The 18,021-nt window shown below is 69.9% G+C and carries 14 protein-coding genes; 6 read left to right on the top strand and 8 right to left on the bottom strand.

From position 1 onward, the window contains the following. Positions 1-182: 182 nt before the first annotated feature. The 4 genes from ABZ319_RS36830 to ABZ319_RS36815 all read right to left on the bottom strand — a co-directional run bounded on the left by ABZ319_RS36830 (position 183) and on the right by ABZ319_RS36815 (position 7,301). Positions 183-2,708, bottom strand: coding sequence for an FtsX-like permease family protein (locus ABZ319_RS36830; RefSeq protein WP_354991204.1), 2,526 nt, complete (start codon positions 2,706-2,708; stop codon positions 183-185). Further along, positions 2,708-3,481, bottom strand: coding sequence for an ABC transporter ATP-binding protein (locus tag ABZ319_RS36825; RefSeq protein ID WP_354991203.1), 774 nt, complete (start codon positions 3,479-3,481; stop codon positions 2,708-2,710). Before ABZ319_RS36825 ends, ABZ319_RS36830 begins: the two co-directional genes overlap by 1 nt. Before the next feature lie 93 nt (positions 3,482-3,574). Further along, on the bottom strand, positions 3,575-5,245 hold the full coding sequence (locus tag ABZ319_RS36820) for a protein kinase (RefSeq protein ID WP_354991202.1): 1,671 nt from the start codon (positions 5,243-5,245) through the stop codon (positions 3,575-3,577). Between the two features lie 196 nt (positions 5,246-5,441). Further along, complete coding sequence (locus ABZ319_RS36815) at positions 5,442-7,301, bottom strand: protein kinase (RefSeq protein ID WP_354991201.1); 1,860 nt, start codon at positions 7,299-7,301, stop codon at positions 5,442-5,444. A gap of 253 nt (positions 7,302-7,554) precedes the next feature. Between ABZ319_RS36815 and ABZ319_RS36810 the strand changes: the two genes are divergently transcribed. The 4 genes from ABZ319_RS36810 (at position 7,555) to ABZ319_RS36795 (ending at position 11,678) form a co-directional block, all read left to right on the top strand. Continuing rightward, entirely contained in the window at positions 7,555-8,325 is a 771-nt protein-coding gene (locus ABZ319_RS36810; RefSeq protein WP_354991200.1) for a deoxyribonuclease IV, read from the top strand. A gap of 142 nt (positions 8,326-8,467) precedes the next feature. Beyond that, positions 8,468-9,403: a TauD/TfdA family dioxygenase gene (locus tag ABZ319_RS36805; protein WP_354991199.1), complete on the top strand. Its 936-nt coding sequence runs from the start codon at positions 8,468-8,470 to the stop codon at positions 9,401-9,403. Positions 9,404-9,540: 137 nt separating this feature from the next. Beyond that, entirely contained in the window at positions 9,541-10,752 is a 1,212-nt protein-coding gene (locus ABZ319_RS36800) for a CaiB/BaiF CoA-transferase family protein (RefSeq protein WP_354991198.1), read from the top strand. Next, positions 10,752-11,678, top strand: a complete 927-nt coding sequence (locus tag ABZ319_RS36795; protein WP_354991205.1) for a hydroxymethylglutaryl-CoA lyase — start codon at positions 10,752-10,754, stop codon at positions 11,676-11,678. The genes ABZ319_RS36800 and ABZ319_RS36795 overlap by 1 nt, the downstream gene beginning before the upstream one ends. A gap of 191 nt (positions 11,679-11,869) precedes the next feature. Here ABZ319_RS36795 and ABZ319_RS36790 read toward each other — a convergent pair whose 3' ends face one another. Continuing rightward, on the bottom strand, positions 11,870-12,127 hold the full coding sequence (locus ABZ319_RS36790; protein ID WP_354991197.1) for a hypothetical protein: 258 nt from the start codon (positions 12,125-12,127) through the stop codon (positions 11,870-11,872). A 302-nt stretch (positions 12,128-12,429) separates the two neighbouring features. Between ABZ319_RS36790 and ABZ319_RS36785 the strand changes: the two genes are divergently transcribed. Continuing rightward, a complete protein-coding gene (locus ABZ319_RS36785; RefSeq protein ID WP_354991196.1) occupies positions 12,430-12,966 on the top strand; it encodes a hypothetical protein in 537 nt (178 codons plus the stop codon). Between the two features lie 95 nt (positions 12,967-13,061). Here the strand turns inward: ABZ319_RS36785 and ABZ319_RS36780 are convergent, their stop codons facing one another. From ABZ319_RS36780 to ABZ319_RS36770, 3 genes are all read right to left on the bottom strand, one after another. Beyond that, entirely contained in the window at positions 13,062-14,318 is a 1,257-nt protein-coding gene (locus ABZ319_RS36780; RefSeq protein ID WP_354991195.1) for a hypothetical protein, read from the bottom strand. 314 nt (positions 14,319-14,632) lie between these two features. Continuing rightward, on the bottom strand, positions 14,633-15,760 hold the full coding sequence (locus tag ABZ319_RS36775) for an acyl-CoA dehydrogenase family protein (protein ID WP_354991194.1): 1,128 nt from the start codon (positions 15,758-15,760) through the stop codon (positions 14,633-14,635). A 9-nt stretch (positions 15,761-15,769) separates the two neighbouring features. Beyond that, complete coding sequence (locus ABZ319_RS36770) at positions 15,770-16,939, bottom strand: acyl-CoA dehydrogenase family protein (protein ID WP_354991193.1); 1,170 nt, start codon at positions 16,937-16,939, stop codon at positions 15,770-15,772. Positions 16,940-17,151: 212 nt separating this feature from the next. Here ABZ319_RS36770 and ABZ319_RS36765 point away from each other — a divergent pair, with 212 nt between their 5' ends. After that, complete coding sequence (locus tag ABZ319_RS36765) at positions 17,152-17,946, top strand: hypothetical protein (RefSeq protein ID WP_354991192.1); 795 nt, start codon at positions 17,152-17,154, stop codon at positions 17,944-17,946. The last annotated feature ends 75 nt before the right edge of the window (positions 17,947-18,021 follow it).

The raw sequence follows: 18,021 nt of genomic DNA, 5'->3' as shown, positions 1-18,021 counted from the left end.
CGCCGACCGACCAGATCAAGGCGGGATGCTAAGTGTGCCGCCGCGCGTCCAGCGAGACGACCCCGGCCGCGCGCCCGGCCCCCCCCCCCCGCCCAACCCCACCGCAACCACCGCGCCGGCCCCCCCAACGGCCCCCGCCCGGAGCCCTGTTGCCCTGTGCCGCACCGTCTCCGGCGCGCGCCCTAGATGTCGGCGATGGCCGCCAGCGGGGGCGTCCGCGCCGCCCGGATCGCGGGCCACTGCGCCGCGAGCACGCCGACCAGGCCGGAGCCCACCAGCATCAGCACGAGCTGACCCCACGGCACCGCGATCTGCGCGATGCCCAGATCTCGCAGCGTGCGCAGGAATCCGACGCCGAGCCCGAGCCCGAGCGCCACACCGACCACCGCGCCGAAGATCGCGATGAGCATGGACTCCAGATAGATGGTGCGCCGCACCTGCGGGCGTTGCATGCCCACCGCGCGCAGCATGCCGATCTCCCGGCGGCGTTCCACCACCGACAGCGCCAGGGTGTTCACGATGCCCAGGACGGCGATCACCACCGCCAGCGCCAGCAGTCCGTAGAGGATGGCGAGCATGGTGTTGATCTGCTTGCCCTGCGCGCCCTTGAAATCATCGCGGTCCTGAACCTGAACCACCGCGTAGGGTTCCATGGATTTCTCCAGGTTCGCGCGCATGGCGGTGAGGTCCGCGCCGGGCGCGGCGGTCATCAGCACGATGAAGTTGTTGCGGAAGTTCACCGGCATGACCTGGTTGTACAGCGAGGTCGAGGCCACCAGCGGCCCGAGCAGCTGGGTGTCCTTGTAGACGCCGCTGACGGTCACCGGGTACTTCTTGAAGTCCAGGCTGGTCAGCTCGACCTGCTGGCCCACCTTCCAGCCGCGTTCGTCCGCAACGGTTTCCGACACCAGGATGTCGTTGTCGCCCAGCGCGCGGGTGCCCGCGAGCAGGTCGTAGCTGAGCACGTTGTCCAGCGGGCCCTCGGCGACGGTGCCGAACACCTGATCGTCGCCGATCTTGACGGCCATCACGTGGAAGGCCACCACGTCCTGCACGCCCGGAACGGATTTCACCGCGTCGCCGGCGGGCAGTGGCACGCCGATGATGCCGCCGGGCGGGCCGGCCAGGATGTAGTCCGCCTTCACGCCCTTGTCCACGAGATCGGTGATGCTCGCCTTGGCCGACGCGCCGAGCATGCCGATGGCCGAGACCAGCATGAGTCCGAGGGTGAGCGCGAAAGCCGTTGCGGCCGTGCGCCGGGGATTGCGGCGGGCGTTGTTCTGCGCCATCTGCCCGACCGGGCCGAAGGGCCGCACCAGGATGCCGAGCGCGCCGACCACCGGCCGCGAGAGCGCGGGCGAGGCCAGCAGCACGGCGAGGATCAGGGCCAGCGCGCCGACGCCGACCGTCGCGGCGGCGTTGCCGCCGGTGCTCTGGGCGCCGATCACGACCAGCGCCACACCGGCCGCGGCCAGCACCGCGCCGGAGATGGTGCGGATCCGCAACGAGCCGTCGTGCGAACTGAATTCCGCGCGCATGGCCTCCACCGGCGGGATGGTGGCGGCGCGGCGCGCGGGCGCGTAGGCGCTGACCACGGTCACCAGCACACCGACCAGCAGGCCGACCACGATCGTGCGCGGCTGCACCGACATCGAGCCGGTCGGCAGCCCCAGATCGAAGGCGTTGAGCATGGCCGAGAGCCCGAACGCGAGCCCGACGCCCGCCGCCAGACCCAGTGCGCTGCCGATGATTCCGATGACCAGCGCCTCGCCGACCACCGAGCGCCCGACCTGCCCGCGGCTCGCGCCGACGGCACGCAGCAGCGCGAGTTCGCGCAGCCGCTGGGCCACCAGCATCGAGAAGGTGTTGTAGATGATGAAGGTGCCGACGATGAGCGCGATCGAACCGAAGGCCAGCAGGAAGTAGTTGATGAACTTGAGCGCGTCGCCGACCTCCTTCTTCATGTCCTCGCGAACCTGATCGCCGTTCTGCACCTTGTAGTTCGGCAGCGTCTTGGCGATCTCGTCACGCAGATCGTTCGCCGCCACACCCGGTTTCGCGGCGATGTCCACGAAGGCGACGTGCTGCCCGTCGGTGAACAGTTCGCGCGCCTGGGCGTCGTCGAAGAGCAGGTTGATGAAACCGCCGGTGTTGGAGGGCAAGTCGTAGATGCCCGAGATCGTGACGTCGATATTGCCCTTGGACGGGATCAGCACCACGGTCCGATCGCCCACGTGCAATCCGGCCCGGTCCGCGCCGCCGCCGTTGATGGCGATCTCACCGGCCTTGCTCGGCGGCCCGCCCTGCAGGAACTTGTCCGGCTCGGCGATCGCCTTGTCCGGCGGCAGATACGAGGCGCCGAAGGTGGGCGCGCCGCCGGTCTGCACCGCCTTGCCGTCCTTCAACAGCACGACGGGGCCGTTCACGCTGGGCGCGACCGAGCGCACGTCCGGCATGGCCGCGATCTTGTCGACGTCCTCGTTCGGAATGCCCAGGGACTGGCGTTCCTTCGGCGCGACGCGCACGTCGACGCCCTTGGCCTGGTTGGCGAAGATGTCGTCGAAGCTGCTCTGCAGGGTGTCGGTGAACACGAACGAGCCTGCGATGAAGGCGGTTCCGAGCACCACCGACAGCAGGGTCAGCAACAGTCGCACCTTGTGCGCGGCGAGGTTGCGCAGGGCAACCTTGCGCATGGGACTACCGGGCATCAGACGGTCTCCAGCGACTTCATCTTGTCGAGCACGGAATCGGCGGTGGGCGAGCGCAATTCGTCGACGATATGGCCGTCGGCGAGGAAGACCACGCGATCGGCGTAGGAGGCCGCGCGCGGATCGTGCGTCACGATTACCACGGTCTGCCGGAATTCGTCGACGGCGGCGCGCAGGATGGAGAGCACTTCACCGGAGGAACGGGAATCGAGGTTGCCGGTCGGCTCGTCGCCGAAGATGATGTCCGGCTGACCCGCGAGCGCACGGGCACAGGCCACGCGCTGCTGCTGGCCGCCGGAGAGTTCGCTGGGCCGGTGGTTGAGGCGGTCCTTCAGACCGAGCCGCTCCACGACGTTGGCGAGCCACTTCTCGTCGGCCTGGCGGCCGGCGATGTCGAGCGGCAGGGTGATGTTCTCGAGCGCGGTGAGGGTCGGCACCAGATTGAACGCCTGGAAGACGAAGCCGATGCGATCGCGGCGCAACTGGGTCATCTGCTTGTCCGAGAGCCGGGTGAGGTCGGTGTCGCCGATGTGGACCGTACCGCCGGTGGCGGCGTCCAATCCGGCTAGGCAGTGCATGAGCGTTGATTTGCCGGAGCCCGAAGGGCCCATGATCGCGGTGAACTCCCCTTTCGCGAATTCGGCGCTCACCCCGTCCAGCGCACGCACCTGGGTGTCGCCTGATCCGTAGAACTTAGTCAGTTCGGTCGCCCGGGCGGCGACCTCTGCCGCGCCCTTGTCGAGGGTGACGGAGTCCGAGACGTTCGAAGTCATGGTGTCCAGTGTGTCGGCCTTTGCTGAGCCGCGCCATCCGGGATACCCCCTAGACCCGCAACCTCAGTGACTCCTCACAAATCGGGCGTGAACTCAGGGTATGGGCACAATACTGCCCTCGGGCAACGGCGCGTCGGAGGTCGTTTCGTACGTCGGTTCCCATACGTTTGTGGGCTCGGACGGCGCTTCGTACTCGGTGGTCGGCACGACGGTGCTCGGCGTGGTGCCGGTGCGCAGGGGCAGAAACCGATCCACGGCGGCCACGCAACCACCGACCAGGAGCAGCACCGCCACCGTGAGCACCAGCAGCCACAGCAGACAGCCGCGCGTGCGGGACTTGCGGCGCTTCTTGACCGGCTGCCTGCCCCAGCCCGGGCCCGGGCGCGCGCCGGGCAGACGCGTGGACGGACCGGTCCCGGCGGCGCGAGTTCGGTTGTCCGGCACCGGAATCGCGGCGGACGAGGCGCCGAATTTACGCGTCGCGGGGCGGGGGGCCGGGCCGGAGGCGGCGCCACCGGGTGGCACGCCGGCGCCCGCCTGCGGGCGAGCCGCCCCCGGGAAGGGCGTGGTTCCCGGACGAGCCGCCACGGGCTGGGACGGCACGCTGATCACCCCGCGCGGCGGCGGGGTCGGCTGCGCGGACGCGAACCCGGGCGCGGGCGTCCCCTGGAATCCGGCGGCGGGACGCGGGTGCCCGCCGCCCGCGTGAGCACCGCCCGCGTGACCGTTGCCCGCGTGACCGTTGCCGTTGGCCCGGTGCGATGCGCCCGGAACACCGTTGCCCGCGTGCTGAGTTCCCGGCGCGCCGTTCCCCGGCCCCGTGCCCGGCAGGCCGTTGCCCGCCTGCGGGGTACCCGGCCTGCCGTTCCCCGGCCCCGTGCCGGGCAGGCCGTGACCCGCGTGCGACGCCCCCGCGAATCCGCTGCCCGGACGACCGCCCTCCAGCGCGCGCTGCGCGGCGGTGGCGAACTCGATGCACGAATCGAACCGGTCCGCGGGGCTTTTCGCCATCGCACGAGCCAGGACCGCGTCCAGGGCGGGTGGCAGGCCCGCGCGCAGGGCGCTGACCCGGGGCGGCGGCTGGTTCAGGTGGCCCTGCATGATCGCCACCGGATGTTCGGCGGTGAAGGGGACGTCGCCGGTCAGCAACCGGAACAGCGTGCAGGCCAGCGAGTATTGGTCGCAGCGGTGATCGAGGTCGCTGCCGATCAGCTGTTCGGGCGCGGCGTAGGCCAGGGTCGCGGTGAAGGAACCGGTCTGGGTGAGGCGGGCCGCGGAGTCGTCGCGCAGGCGCGCGATGCCGAAGTCCGCCAGGAAGACCCGGTCCTCGCCGTCGTCGTGTTCGAGCAGGATGTTGGCGGGCTTCACGTCCCGGTGCAGCACGCCCTTGCGGTGCGCGTAGTCCAGCGCCTGCGCGGTGGCCGCGATGATCCGGACCGCCTGGGCCGGAGCGAGTTTCGCCGAATCCAGGGTGGAGGCGTCGGGGCCGTCGATGTAGCGCATCGAGATCCACAGCTGGTCCCCGTCGCTGCCGCGGTCGTAGATCGGCACAATGTGTGGATGCTCGAGCCGGGCGACCAGATCGGCCTCCCGCTCGAAGCGCGCGCGAGTCTCGGTATCGCCGAACAGGTCCCGGTTCAGCAGTTTGAGCGCGGTCCGGCGCGGCAGCCGCGGATGCTGGGCCAGGTACACCGCGCCCATTCCGCCCCGGCCGAGTTCGCGCTCGATCAGGTATCCGGCGAACCTCTCCCCGCTGCGCAGCACGCCGACCCTTTCGCTTGACTACGAACGGGACCCTAACGCGCGCGCGGCGGGCCCGACAACCTCCCCCGGCCGGGCCGTGGCCCAGACAACAGGCCGTGCCCGATGTGCCGGAATCCGCCCGGATCGGCCGTGGCCGGGACGGATTGGCCGGGACGGTTCCGCGGCCCGATGACCCGGACCCGGCTCCGCGCCCGGATCAGTTCAGCGGCGCCGACCGCCACCAGGTGAGCACCTCGTCCATGGTGCCGACCACGCCGTCGGTGTACATCAGGAAGGTCGCGCGCTCGTTGTCGCCGGTGAACGCGGTGACCATGCGCGGGCGATCCTGATCGCTGAACTGGTAGTTGGTGTAGGTCTTGCCGCCGTTGTTGTCACTGGACTTCTTGTCCGGGGACAGCGCGTTCACCACGGCCTGCGCCTTGGCCGGGGAGCTGTAGACGTAGAACCGGTAGAACGGATCCTTGTTGTCGCCGCCGCCGAAGCAGCGCCACTGCACCGCGTAGTCACCGAAATCGGGCTCGCCGTCGGACTTGTCCGGCGGGCTGGACGGATCGGCCACCCAGCAGTCCGCGCCGTTGTAGCCGATGTCCCCGGTCTCGGACGCGGGCACCATGCGCGGGAACTTCGCGGCGATCGCCGAGGCGTCGCCCTTCGAGCCCGCCGCGGTGGTGGTCGGCTTGGCCGAGGGCGTCGTCTTGCCGGTGGGATTCGACTTCGCGGTGGTGGACACTCCCGACGCGGTGGTCAGGCCGCGATTCTCCTCGTCGCTGCCGCCGCCGAGCGCCACACCGATCACGACCGCGCCGATGACCAGCACGATCGCGCCGACGATCGCGCCGACGATCAGCCCGGCGTTGGACTTCTTCGGCGGCTGCCCGCCGGGGCGCTGACCGCCGATCGGGCCGCCCATGGTCGGCGGGCCGGGCGGCACGCCACCGCCGGTGCCGGCGAAGTTGTAGCCCGGAGCCGTGTACTGGTTGGCCGGGGCCGTGTACTGATTGGTCGGCTGCGGACCGCCGGTGTACGGGTTGGCCACCGGCTGCGGCTGCGACGTCGGCTTGTTGAGCATCGTCGGAAAGTGATTGGGCCCGGACGCGGTCGGGCTCGGGCCGCCGGTGGTCGGCGCGACCATCGGATTGGCCCCGCCGGTGTACTGCTGCCCCATGACCGGCATGGGCGGCGCGGTGCGCTGGCCGATCAGCGGCATGGCCGGCGCACTGGGCGCGGACAGCGCCCGGCGGGCCGCCGCGGCGAACTCGCTGCAACTGGCGAAACGCTCCTCCGCGCGCTTGGCCATGGCCTTGCCCAGCACCATGTCCAGCGCCGGCGGCAGCCCCTGGCGGGCGCTGCTCAGCGGCGGCGGCGGATTCTGCAGGTGGCCCTGGATGACCGCGGCCGGATTGGTGGCCGAGAACGGGCCGGAGCCGGTGAGCAGCCAGAACAGCGTGCAGGCGAGCGAGTACTGGTCCGAGCGGCCGTCGAGCACCGAACCGGTGAGCTGTTCGGGCGAGGCGTAGGCCAGGGTCGCGGTGAAAGTGCCGGTCTGGGTGAGGTTCTGACCGTGATCGTCGCGCAGGCGGGCGATGCCGAAGTCGGTGAGGTAGACGCGCTCGCCCTTGCCGCCGGTGGACCGCGCCAGCAGGATATTGGCGGGCTTCACGTCGCGGTGCAGCACCTCGTTGCGGTGCGCGTAGTCCAGCGCGTCGCCCATCTCGGCGATGATCTGCACCGCCCGCTCGGGCGGCAGGGTCTGCGGATTCACGCTCGCGGCGTCGACGCCGTCGATGTACTGCATGGAGATCCACAGCTGGCCGTCTTCCAGCCCGCGGTCGTACACGGTGACGATGTTGTGGTGGTCCAGCTGGGCGACCAGATCGGCCTCGCGCTCGAAGCGGGCGCGAACCTCCTTGTCGAAGACCATCTCCCGGTTCAGCAGCTTGAGCGCGGTCATGCGTGGCAGGCGCGGGTGCTTGGCCAGGTAGACCGAACCCATCCCCCCGCGGCCCAACTGCCGCTCGATCACATAACCGGCGAAAACGTCGCCGTTGGACAGCATGACCAGCTCTCACTTCCCACGTCGCACGCCGGGACCCACCAGCGCGCGGCGTACCGCAAACGATCGGCATGATCGCACTCGGGCCGATCCGGAAAACACCGAAACCATAGCAGGACCGTGCTGAATCACCCCGTCGATCCGAGATCGGCAACATGGTCCTAACGAACTATCTCCCCCGGCAGCGAAAGCGCAACAACCGTGACCGCCGTCTCCCGGTGGAGGGCTGTCGGAGGCTACCGATAGCCTGTACCACATGCGCATAGGAGCACATGTTCGGACCGAAGGCGATCCCATCGGATTCGGGGAGAAGCTGGGCGCCGACGTCATCCAGATGTTCGTGGTGGATCCGCAGAGCTGGGACAAACCCCAGCCGCATCCCCTGGCCGCGGAGATCAAGGCCAGCCCGATCGACGTGGTGGTGCACTCCAGCTACCAGATCAACGTGGCCAGCCTGAACAACCGGCTGCGCATGCCCTCGCGCAACGCGGTGGCGGCGCAGGCCAAGGCTGCGGCCGAGCTCGGCGCGTTCGGCCTGGTCGTGCACGGCGGGCACGTGCGCAAGGACGAGGAGATGCTCGAAGGAATCCTGAACTGGCGCAAGCTCTTCGAACGCCAGCAGGACAAGGGCGGGTTCGACGTGCCCATCCTCATCGAGAACACCGCCGGCGGAAATCACGCCATGGCCCGGCATTTCGACGACATCGCCCGGTTGTGGGACGCCGTGGGCGATTTCGGGGCCGGTTTCTGCCTGGACACCTGCCACGCCTGGGCCGGCGGCGAAGAACTGCTCGGCATCGTGGAGCGCGTCAAGGCCATCACCGGCCGCATCGACCTGGTGCACCTGAACTCCTCGCGCGACGCCTTCGACTCCGGCGCGGACCGGCACGCCAATCTCGCCGACGGCACCATCGACGCGCAACTGCTGGTCGAGGTGTGCCGGGCCGTGGACGCGCCGATCGTGCTGGAGACCCCGTCCGAGGGCGTGGCCGACGACCTGGCCTTCCTGCGGGAACAGGTCGGCTGAGCCCGATCACCGCGTGCGCGGCTGGCCTACCGGTTCTTCGGTCCGGCCGCCGCGCTTTCGATCCGGCTGCGCCTAATCCTGTTTCGCGCGGGGCCTCGATGGTGTGCTCGTACGCAGCATCCGATCGAGCGAAAGGCCCTGTATGTCCGTCGATTACGCCACCGCCACCGCCACCGTGGTGAAGCTCGGCAGCAAGATAGGCGCTCGTATCGACGGGGTGCGCCTGGGCGCGGACCTGTCGCCCGAGACGGTCGAGCTCATCCAGTCGGCGCTGGCCGAGCACAAGGTGATCTTCTTCCGCGGCCAGGATCATCTGACCGAGGACGGGCAGTACGAGTTCGCCGAGTTGCTGGGCTCCCCCACCACCCCGCACCCGACCGTCACCTCCAAGGGCGTGAAGTCGCTGCCCATCGACTCCGAGTACGGCCGGGCCAACAGCTGGCACACCGACGTCAGCTTCGTGGACCGCATTCCGAAGGCGTCCATCCTGCGCGCGGTGCACCTGCCCTCCTACGGCGGCTCCACCACCTGGGCCTCCACCGTGGCCGCCTACGAGGCGCTGCCCGAACCGCTCAAGGTGCTGGTGGAGAACCTGCGCGCCCGGCACACCAATGTCTACGACTACGCCGCCGACCGCAGCGACACCGCCGCGGCGAACGCGAACGGCAAGGCGTACCGCGAGGAGTTCGAGTCCGACTACTACGAGACCGAGCACCCCGTGGTGCGCGTGCACCCGGTCACCGGTGAGCGCGCCCTGCTGCTCGGCCACTTCGTGAAGAACTTCGTCGGCCTGTCCGCCGCCGAGTCCCAGGCCCTGTTCCAGCTGCTGCAGAACCGGGTCATCAAGCTGGAGAACACCACCCGCTGGAACTGGCAGGACGGCGACGTCGCCATCTGGGACAACCGGGCCACCCAGCACTACGCCATCGACGACTACGACGGCGAGCCCCGCCGCCTGACCCGCATCACCCTCGCGGGCGATGTCCCGGTCGACGTGCACGGCGAGCCCAGCACCATCATCAGCGGCAACGCCGAGCACTACTCCATCATCGAGCAGGTCGCCCCGCGCGCGGCCTGAAACGAGCCTGCCCCGATTGTGATGTTCTTGCGCACATCACAATCGGAGCGGGAGAAAGGCCGGGAACGGCGGCCCCAACCAGCCGTCGCCCCGGCCTTTCGCTCGTCCGGGAACGGCGGCAAATAGACTCGTCCCCCATGGAGATTCGGCCGCTCGACGGGGTGCGGGTTCTGGAGCTGGGCAATTACGTGGCCGCGCCGACGGCGGGGCGGATTCTCGGGGATTTCGGGGCGGAGGTCATCAAGGTCGAGCGCCCCAAAACCGGTGACGAGCTGCGCAATTGGCGACTCTACGGCGGCGACACCTCCATGCTGTACCGGACGGTGAACCGCAACAAGAAGTCCATCACCCTGGACCTGCGCACCGAGGCGGGACGCGCGGTCGTGCTCGGGCTCATCGAGAAATGCGATGTGCTGCTGGAGAACTTCCGGCCCGGCATGCTGGAGAAATGGGGCCTGGGGCCCGAGGTGCTCAACGCCGCCAATCCGAAGCTGGTCATCACCCGCATCTCCGCGTACGGGCAGACCGGACCGCTCGCCCAGCGCCCGGGCTTCGCCGCGGTCGCCGAGGCGGTCGGCGGACTGCGCGAACTCGTCGGCGATCCGGATCGGCCGCCGGTGCGGGTGGGCGTGTCCATCGGCGACTCCATCGCCGGCATCTACGCCGCCTTCGGCACGGTGATGGCGCTGTTCCAGCGCGAGCGCGCGGACGCGGCGGTTCCGCTGGCGCAGCGCGTGATCGACGTGGCGTTGAACGAGTCCATTCTGTCGGTCATGGAATCGCTGGTGCCGGACTACCTCGCGTACGGCATCAACCGCGAGCGGGTCGGCGGGCGCATGGAGGGCATCGCGCCCAGCAACGCCTACCCGTGCAGCGACGGCAACAGCATCATCATCGGCGGCAACGGCGACGCCATCTTCCAGCGCTACATGCAGGTCATCGAACGGCCCGATCTCGCGGCCGATCCGGAATTGCAGGACAACGCGGGCCGGTGGCGCAATCGCGATCGGCTGGACGCCTCGATCGCGGAATGGACCCGCACCCGCACCCCGGCGCAGGCGCTCGAGGTGCTCGAGGCCGCCGCCATTCCCTGCGGACCCATCTACACCGCCGCCGATATCGTGGCCGACGAACAATACCGGGCGCGCAATATGATTCAGGATTTCGCGGTGGACGTGGGTGAGCCCGAACCGAAACAGGTCGGTTTCACCGGCATCGTCCCGGTGATCGGCGAGCGGTCGTTGCCCATTCGCAACGTCGGACCGGACCTGGGTGCGCACACCCGCGAGGTGCTCGCGGGACTATTGGGCATGTCCGACAGCGAGATCGACGCCCTGGAGGCACTGTGATGGAAGCGATCCTGCGCGATGTGACCCTGCGCGACGGCCTGCAGCTCACCGGAAAGACACTGCCGGTCGCGCGCAAGGCCGAGATCGTGCGCCGGCTGCTGGCGCTGGGCGTTCCGGAATTGGAGATCGGCTCCATGGCGCGCCCGGATCTGGTGCCGCCCATGGCCAATACGCTCGAGCTGGTCGCCGCGCTCACGCCCGAGGAATTGGCGCGCTGCTGGGTGTGGGTGGCCACGCCGCGTCATGTGGAGAAGGCCGCGGCGGCGGGCGTGCGCAATTTCCAGTACTGCTTCTCGGTCTCGGACGCGCACAACAAAGCCAATATCGGGCGCAGCACCGAGGACAGCCTGGCGGCCATGCCGGACGCGGTCGCCATCGCCCGGGAGGCGGGCGGGCGCATTCAGCTGTGCCTGGCAACGGCTTTCACCTGCCCGTTCGACGGGCCGGTCGATCCCCGCCGGGTCCTGGCCATCGCCGGGGACCAGCGTGCGGCGGGCTCGGCGGACATCGTCATCGCCGACACCCTGGGGCAGGCGTATCCCGCGCAGGTCTCGGCCCTGATCGCCGCGGTGGCCGCGCCCGGGCGCTGGGGTACGGCCAACCGCCGCATCGTGTTCCACGGCCACGACACGTGGGGCATGGGCGTGGCGAACTCGCTGGCGGCCATCGCGGCCGGTGCGGCCGTGGTGGACGGCTCGCTCGGCGGGCTCGGCGGCTGCCCGTTCGCGCCCGGGGCGTCCGGCAACACCGCCAGCGAGGATCTGCTCTTCGCCACGCGGCCGGAATGGTTCACGCCCGAATCCCTCGCGGGACTGGTGCCGATATCCGAACAGTTGCTGGCCGAACTCGGCGAACCGAATCGCTCCCGGACGGCCGAAGGCAGTCGCTCCGAAGCGGCGGCATTCGACTGGGTTATTCGCGGGTAGCACCGATATCGACGAAGCCGGGGACTATCACGGATGAATCCATGAAAACGGTAGCCAGTTATTAGCTGAATTCGCGCAGAATTAATGCGCCGAGTTCTTTCATGGATTCATTTCGCGAGTTTCACTCGACGGGTTTCACTCGGACGGAGGGACTCGATCGACTCCGGGGTCCGTGTGCCGCCCGGGGAGAGTCAGTTGCCGTCGGTGGGCGCGTTGTCCGCGCGTAGTTTGAGCAGGACCAATCCTGCGGTGCAGGCCAGTATCAGGCCCGCGACGGTGATTTCCACATGTAGGCCCGCTATCCCGAGGATCGCGCCGACCACTCCGCCCAGGAAGAACAGCCAGGCGGCGGCACGGGCCAGGATTGCCGACGGTCTCGACGGTCTGTCCACCGCCGGTTCCCCGGGCCGCGCGTTGGCGCGCAGCGGGGATGTCGAGAATGCACCCATCATCCACTCCTAGATGACGCCCACCGGTTCGGCGAATCTTCGGCGCGTCTCTCGGCTAATTTCGGGCGTCTCACGTGTAACTTTGGACACACATTACGGCTCGGCAACGAATTGTCCATGCGACACGTGCTCGCAACACGCAGAGTTTATTAATCCGATATCTGAATCACTGCTGTTTGAGATATTGTCGTAGCCTTCCGGAACAACGCCGTAGTCGTACAAATCGGACCAAGCACCCGCCTGGCCCCGAGTCATCACCTCCGTTATGGTGAGCCCACTCGAGACAATCAGGAGTGCCACAAATGGACGGCAGCAACGCCCGCGCGGACGAGCGCGGCGACACCACACCGCGGAGGCCGCTCCCCCGGCCCGTGGCCGGTGCCGCCGCAGCCGTCGGCGTGGTTTCGCTGGGTCTGGTGCTTCTCGGCGCCTGCGGCCTCGGCCGCCAGGACGTCTATGTGCCGCCCCCGGCCCTGAACGCGGATCTGCAAGCCGCGCCGGAGATTACGAAGCCGGGCGAGAGCACGACGCCCGGGGTTCTGATCCCGCCCTCGCCGACCTGGCGGGTGGCCTCGGACCAGCCGCCCCGGCGCACGCTGCCGCCGTCGGTCACCATCGATCCCGATGACCCGGACTACCCGGGGGATCGGACCGACCGGCCGAGCACCACCACCCGCACCACCCGGCCGACCACCCCGCGCACCACCTCGCGGCCGCCGGTGACCACCACCGAGCGCCCGGTGACGACCGAACGACCGGTCACCACGACCGAGATCACCACTACCGCGCCGGCCACGACCACCGAACGGCCCACCGCCACCGACGATTCCGACGAGTGAGAGGCACGGCCGAACAGGTTCGGCTGCCCGGATTCCGCGGCGGCGGGCGCTGCCGCGCACCTCATCGGTCCGGGCAGCCCGCCGCGGCGCGGGCGCTACCAGTCGCCGTCGGTGACGGGCTTGCCCTTCGGATCGCCCAGGTGGTGCACCTGCCCGGGAACCGGGTCCTGCCACGGCTCATGGTCCGCGCCCAGCCACTCGCCGACCGGGGCCACGGTGGACAGTTCGGTGACGGGCGCGAGATCTGTTGCGTCGGAGTCGAAGTAGTCGAACCACGGCAGGCCCGCCTCGGTGTACGCCTGCCGGTTCACCGGTGAGGGCGGCGGCGCTTCGCCGGTGATGCGCTGCCAGTCCGGCGGCGTCACCAGGTGCACGAAGACACGGCCGGAACGCGTTGTCGCCCACGACTCGAGCGCGCGATCGTCGGCGTAGATCTCCTGGTGCATGGTGCCGCCGACGCCCAGGCCCATGGCCTTGGCGGACTTTCCCGGCGCCGAACGGGCGGGCGGCGCGCCGGGGGCGGACCCCGGGGGCCGGGGAGCCGCGCCGTACCCCTGCGCGGGGGGAGCCATCGGCGGGGGCGCCGGGTACGCGCCGAAGGAACCGGTGTTACCCGCGGGATCGCCCCACTGCGGCGCGGGCCCGCCGTACCCGCCGCCCGGCGCCGGCGGCGGGCCACCGGGTGTCGGCGCGCCGTAACCACCGGAGCCACCGGCGTATCCGCCGGCCCACGGCGGCGGCTTCTCGCCGTAGCCGCCGTCGAACGGGCTGCCGAGCGTCTGTGGTCCGCCACCGCGGCCGGCTTCCCGTGCGCGCTGGGCCTTGCGCCACTGCGCCAGTTCGATCTCGTTCAATCCGAAGTGCTGCAGCTGGATTCCGCCCCAGACCTCCTCCCCGGTGACCTGACCCTCCACCGTCGCGCCCAATCCCAAAGGCACCGCGACGAATTGGCGGATGGTGCCCGCACCGGAGTTGATGCCGTCCAGCCAGGGCTGGCGGGGTAGCACCACGTAGTTCTGCGGGTCGCGCCCGAGCCGATCGCTCCACGGCTTGCCCGAGACCGCGCACACCTTGCCCACCCCGATCTGCAGGGCCGCCGGCTCCTGCGCGGAGAACGAGAGCCACATGGCCTCGCGCAGGTACATGGGCAGCATGACGCCGCCGCGTTTCGCCCATTCGTCGGGCACCGTGTCCGCGTAGTCGGCCACCCGCCGCACCGGGAAATCCCCGATGCCCGGCGGCAGCGCGTGCGTCCCCGTCTCCGGCAGCCGCAGCGTGCGAATGAATCGCACCCGCACACCCCCCGCCAAAACCAGCGTATTCCCGTCCAGCCGAACAGTTTCCTCTCCCATGACCGCACCCTACGCGCGCGAGAGAACCCGCCCCCACCACTTTTCGCGTTCCGCGGATCGACCCGCGCGCCCGGCCACGCGCGTGTCCCCCGCCCCGGCCGCGAACACACGCCCAGCGGGACATCACACGGCTAACCGTGCGCACTGAACCGCGCCGGGCGCGGCCCACTGGAACGCGGTCCGGTGGAAGCGATCCGGAGCCCGCTCACGTCCTGCCTCGCGGCGGCGGAGTGACTCCCGCGCAGGCGCATTCGTCGCGAAACGAACGCGCCCCGCTCCTGGAGAGAGCGGGGCGCGGGGACGGCGGGTTCGGGTCAGAACTCGACGAGGGTGTAATCGCCTACGTGGTCGGCGAGTTGGCGCAGGTGATCCAGGTCGCCGCCCAGGGTGCGGGCGATGCCGGTGAGGCGGGCCACGTAGTGGCTCACCGGGTACTCGGTGGTGATGCCGATGCCGCCGTGCATCTGGATCGCCTCCTGGCCGATGTGGCGGGCCGAGCGGCCCACCTGCAGGCGGGCGCGGGCGGCGACGGCGGGATCGGTGACCTCGTCCACCAGGGCGGCCGTGGCGTACAGGCTCATACTGCGCGCCAACTCCAGGGAGACGTACATTTCGGCCGCCCGCTGACTCAGGGTCTGGAACTTGGACAGCGTGACGCCGAACTGCTTGCGGGTCTTGAGGTATTCGGTGGTGAGTCGCAGCGACTCCTCCATCGCGCCGAGCGATTCCGCGCACAGCGCGGCCTGCGCCTGGGCGGTCACCGTGGCCAGCGCGGCCGCGGCGTCGGCGTTGTCGCCGAGCAGTTCACCCGGGGTGGCGGTGAACTCGAGTTGCGCGCCGCGGCGCTCGTCGAAGGTGCGGAAGGGCTTGCGCACCACGCCCGTCGCGTCGGCGGCGACCAGGAACAGCCCGAGGCCGCCACCCGGCAGTTCGGCGCTGACCACGAACTCGTCGGCGCAATCCCCGTGCGGCACCGGGTTCTTCACCCCGGTCAGCACGTATCCGTCGCCCTGCGGCACCGCGATGGTGGCGAGTTCGGCGACGGGCCAGCGGGTTCCGGGCTCGTCGTGGGCGAAGGCCAGCAGCTTCTCCCCCGCGACCAGCGCGGGCAGCACGCGCTGCCGCTGTGCCTCGGTGCCGGCGGCGGCGATCAGGCCGCCCGGGATCAGCACGGCGTCCAGGATCGGCTCGGGCGCCAGGCGGCGGCCGACCTCCTCCAGCACGACCATGGTCTCCACCGGCCCGGCGCCCACGCCGCCGTCCTCCTCGCTGAAAGCCAGGCCGAGCACGCCGAGTTCGGCGAGCTGGTTCCAGACCTCGCGGTTCCAGCCGAGTTCGGCGTCGGTGACCTTCAGGCGGGACTCCGGGTCGTAGGCGCGGGCGAGCAGATCGCGGACCGTGTCGCGCAGCATGACCTGTTCATCGGTGAGTTCGAAATCCATGGCGGCAGCTCACAATCCGAGGATGGTGGAGGCGATGATGGTGCGCTGCACCTCGCTGGAACCTCCGTAGATGGTTGTCTTGCGGTAGTTCAGGTAGCCGGGACCGGTGCGCTGCGCCCAGGCGGGCGAAGCGATGTCATCGGCCTGCACCGGCAGCGCGTCCGGGCCCGCGATGTCCAGCAGCAACTCGGTCGCGGCCTGCTGGAGCTCGGAGCCACGCAGCTTGAGCACCGAGGACGCCGGATTCGGTTTGCCGTCGGTGGTATTGGAGACGACCCGCATCAGGGTCAGCTCCAGCGCCAGCAGCTCGTTCTCCAGCGCCGCCACGCGCGCGGCGAACACCGGATCCTCGAGCAGCGTGCCGCGTCCCGACCTGGTCTGGGCCGCATACTCTTTCGCGACCGCGAGTTTCACCTTGGTGCGGCCGACGCCGGTGATGCCGGTGCGCTCGTTGCCGAGCAGGAACTTGGCGTAGGTCCAGCCCATGTTCTCCTCGCCGACCAGCTGATCGGCCGGAACCCGGACGTTCTCGAAGAAGACCTCGTTGACCTCGTGACCGCCGTCGATGAGCTTGATCGGCCGGACGGTCACGCCCGGCGACTTCACGTCGAACAGCAGCATCGAGATGCCCGCCTGCTTCTTCGCGGCCGGATCGGTGCGGACCAGGCAGAAGATCCAGTCCGCGTACTGCGCCAGCGTGGTCCAGATCTTCTGGCCGTTGACGATGTAGTCGTCGCCGTCACGGACGGCGGTGGTGCGCAGCGAGGCCAGGTCCGACCCGGCGTCGGGCTCGGAGAAGCCCTGGCACCACCAGATGTCGAGGTTGGCGGTCGGGGGCAGGAAGCGCGCCTTGAGCTCCTCCGAGCCGAACTGCGCGATGACCGGGCCGATCATCTGGGCGTTGAAGGTGAGCGGCTCGATGACCGAGGCCAGCTGCATCTCGTCTTCCCAGATGTGGCGCTGCATGGGCGTCCAGTCACGGCCGCCCCAGGCGACCGGCCACTTGGGGACCGCGTAGCCGTGTTCGTTGAGGATCCGATGCGTGGTGACGATGTCGTCCTTGGAGATCTCGCGCCCGTACTTCACGCGCTCGCGAATCTCCGCCGGGATCTTGGTCCGGTAGAACTCGCGCAGTTCGTCCCGGAATTTCACCTCGTCGGGTGACAGGGCAAGTTTCATCGCTTCTCCCAGCGTCGCTGTCGTTTCAAGGTCAAACTTACCCCTCGGTAATACTCGGCGTGTCGGCTGGATCACACCCGGTGGCCGCCTCGGCAGACGCGATTGCGGGGCAGCTGGTACGTTGCCGGGGAGATCCGGTGCGCCGGTGCCGCTTCCGAGCGCAGAGCCGCCGATCGTCCCACCGGTATCCCCAGTTCGCAGGAGAAGTACGAGTGAACGGCAGAACTCTTCCCGGGCGTGCCGCCTCGGTCACCGCCCTCGCCGCCGCCGCGGTCCTGTGCGCGGCGGGCACGGCCGCCGCCGACGCGGAGAAATCGCCGGTCGAGACCGCGATCGAGCAGCTCACCACCGCCGCGGGCGACAACGCCGAGGCCCGCGCCGCGGTCACCACCGTGAGCAAGGGCGCCCAGCTGGTCGCGGCCGCCAGGCTCGGCGACATCGGCTTCCGGCCGTTCGGGTACACCGCGCCCACCATCGGCTGCGGGCACAACCTGCCCTTCACCATGACCGCGGCCTCGGCGACCCCCGGCATGGTGAACGGCCCCGAACTCGGCCTCGCCGGTCCGCCCGGCACCCTGCGGTTCCAGGCCACCCCCGCGCATTCGGGGATGCCGCTGGCCTCGGGCCTGAGCGTGGCGTGGCTCAATGTCGGCAACGGCCGCAGCGGCATCAGCCCGCTGGCCGACGTGACCGAATACAACCTCCCGGCCCTGGCGACAACCGTGGACTCCGGCCCGGGCACCGTCGTGGCCTCGCTCTGGGGGACGATCGACTACCCCGCCGCCCGCTGCGTGGTGCTGCCCACGGTCGGGCTGTTCACCGTGGCCGAGCTGCCGAAGACGGACGGGCAGCCCTCGACCGGCTCGGGTGGTTCCAGCGACAGCGGCTCGAGCGGCTCCGGCGACGCGCCCGCACCGGCCGACGCCGCGCCCGCCGACCCGGGTGCTCCCGCACCCGCCGCGCCCGCACCCGCCGCGCCGGCCCCGGCGGCCCCGGCCGCGAGCTAGTCGCACACGGGATCCGCCCGGACCGCCGGCCACCGGACCCCGATCGGCTCTGCCTCACAATCACCTTCGTGCCCG

Source organism: Nocardia sp. NPDC005978 (assembly GCF_040614455.1).
GTDB lineage: Bacteria > Actinomycetota > Actinomycetes > Mycobacteriales > Mycobacteriaceae > Nocardia.
Note: the sequence above shows the minus strand (reverse complement) of the source record. Positions and strands in the feature narration are given on the sequence as shown.

Bases quoted from the DNA above. Each gene is read 5' to 3' on its own strand.
- ABZ319_RS36780 (WP_354991195.1), bottom strand. From the start codon at position 14,318: ATGGGAGAGGAAACTGTTCGGCTGGACGGGAATACGCTGGTTTTGGCG.
- ABZ319_RS36770 (WP_354991193.1), bottom strand. From the start codon at position 16,939: ATGAAACTTGCCCTGTCACCCGACGAGGTGAAATTCCGGGACGAACTG.
- ABZ319_RS36810 (WP_354991200.1), top strand. From the start codon at position 7,555: ATGCGCATAGGAGCACATGTTCGGACCGAAGGCGATCCCATCGGATTC.
- ABZ319_RS36825 (WP_354991203.1), bottom strand. From the start codon at position 3,481: ATGACTTCGAACGTCTCGGACTCCGTCACCCTCGACAAGGGCGCGGCA.
- ABZ319_RS36805 (WP_354991199.1), top strand. From the start codon at position 8,468: ATGTCCGTCGATTACGCCACCGCCACCGCCACCGTGGTGAAGCTCGGC.
- ABZ319_RS36775 (WP_354991194.1), bottom strand. From the start codon at position 15,760: ATGGATTTCGAACTCACCGATGAACAGGTCATGCTGCGCGACACGGTC.
- ABZ319_RS36815 (WP_354991201.1), bottom strand. From the start codon at position 7,301: ATGCTGTCCAACGGCGACGTTTTCGCCGGTTATGTGATCGAGCGGCAG.
- ABZ319_RS36800 (WP_354991198.1), top strand. From the start codon at position 9,541: ATGGAGATTCGGCCGCTCGACGGGGTGCGGGTTCTGGAGCTGGGCAAT.
- ABZ319_RS36790 (WP_354991197.1), bottom strand. From the start codon at position 12,127: ATGGGTGCATTCTCGACATCCCCGCTGCGCGCCAACGCGCGGCCCGGG.
- ABZ319_RS36785 (WP_354991196.1), top strand. From the start codon at position 12,430: ATGGACGGCAGCAACGCCCGCGCGGACGAGCGCGGCGACACCACACCG.
- ABZ319_RS36830 (WP_354991204.1), bottom strand. From the start codon at position 2,708: ATGCCCGGTAGTCCCATGCGCAAGGTTGCCCTGCGCAACCTCGCCGCG.
- ABZ319_RS36795 (WP_354991205.1), top strand. From the start codon at position 10,752: ATGGAAGCGATCCTGCGCGATGTGACCCTGCGCGACGGCCTGCAGCTC.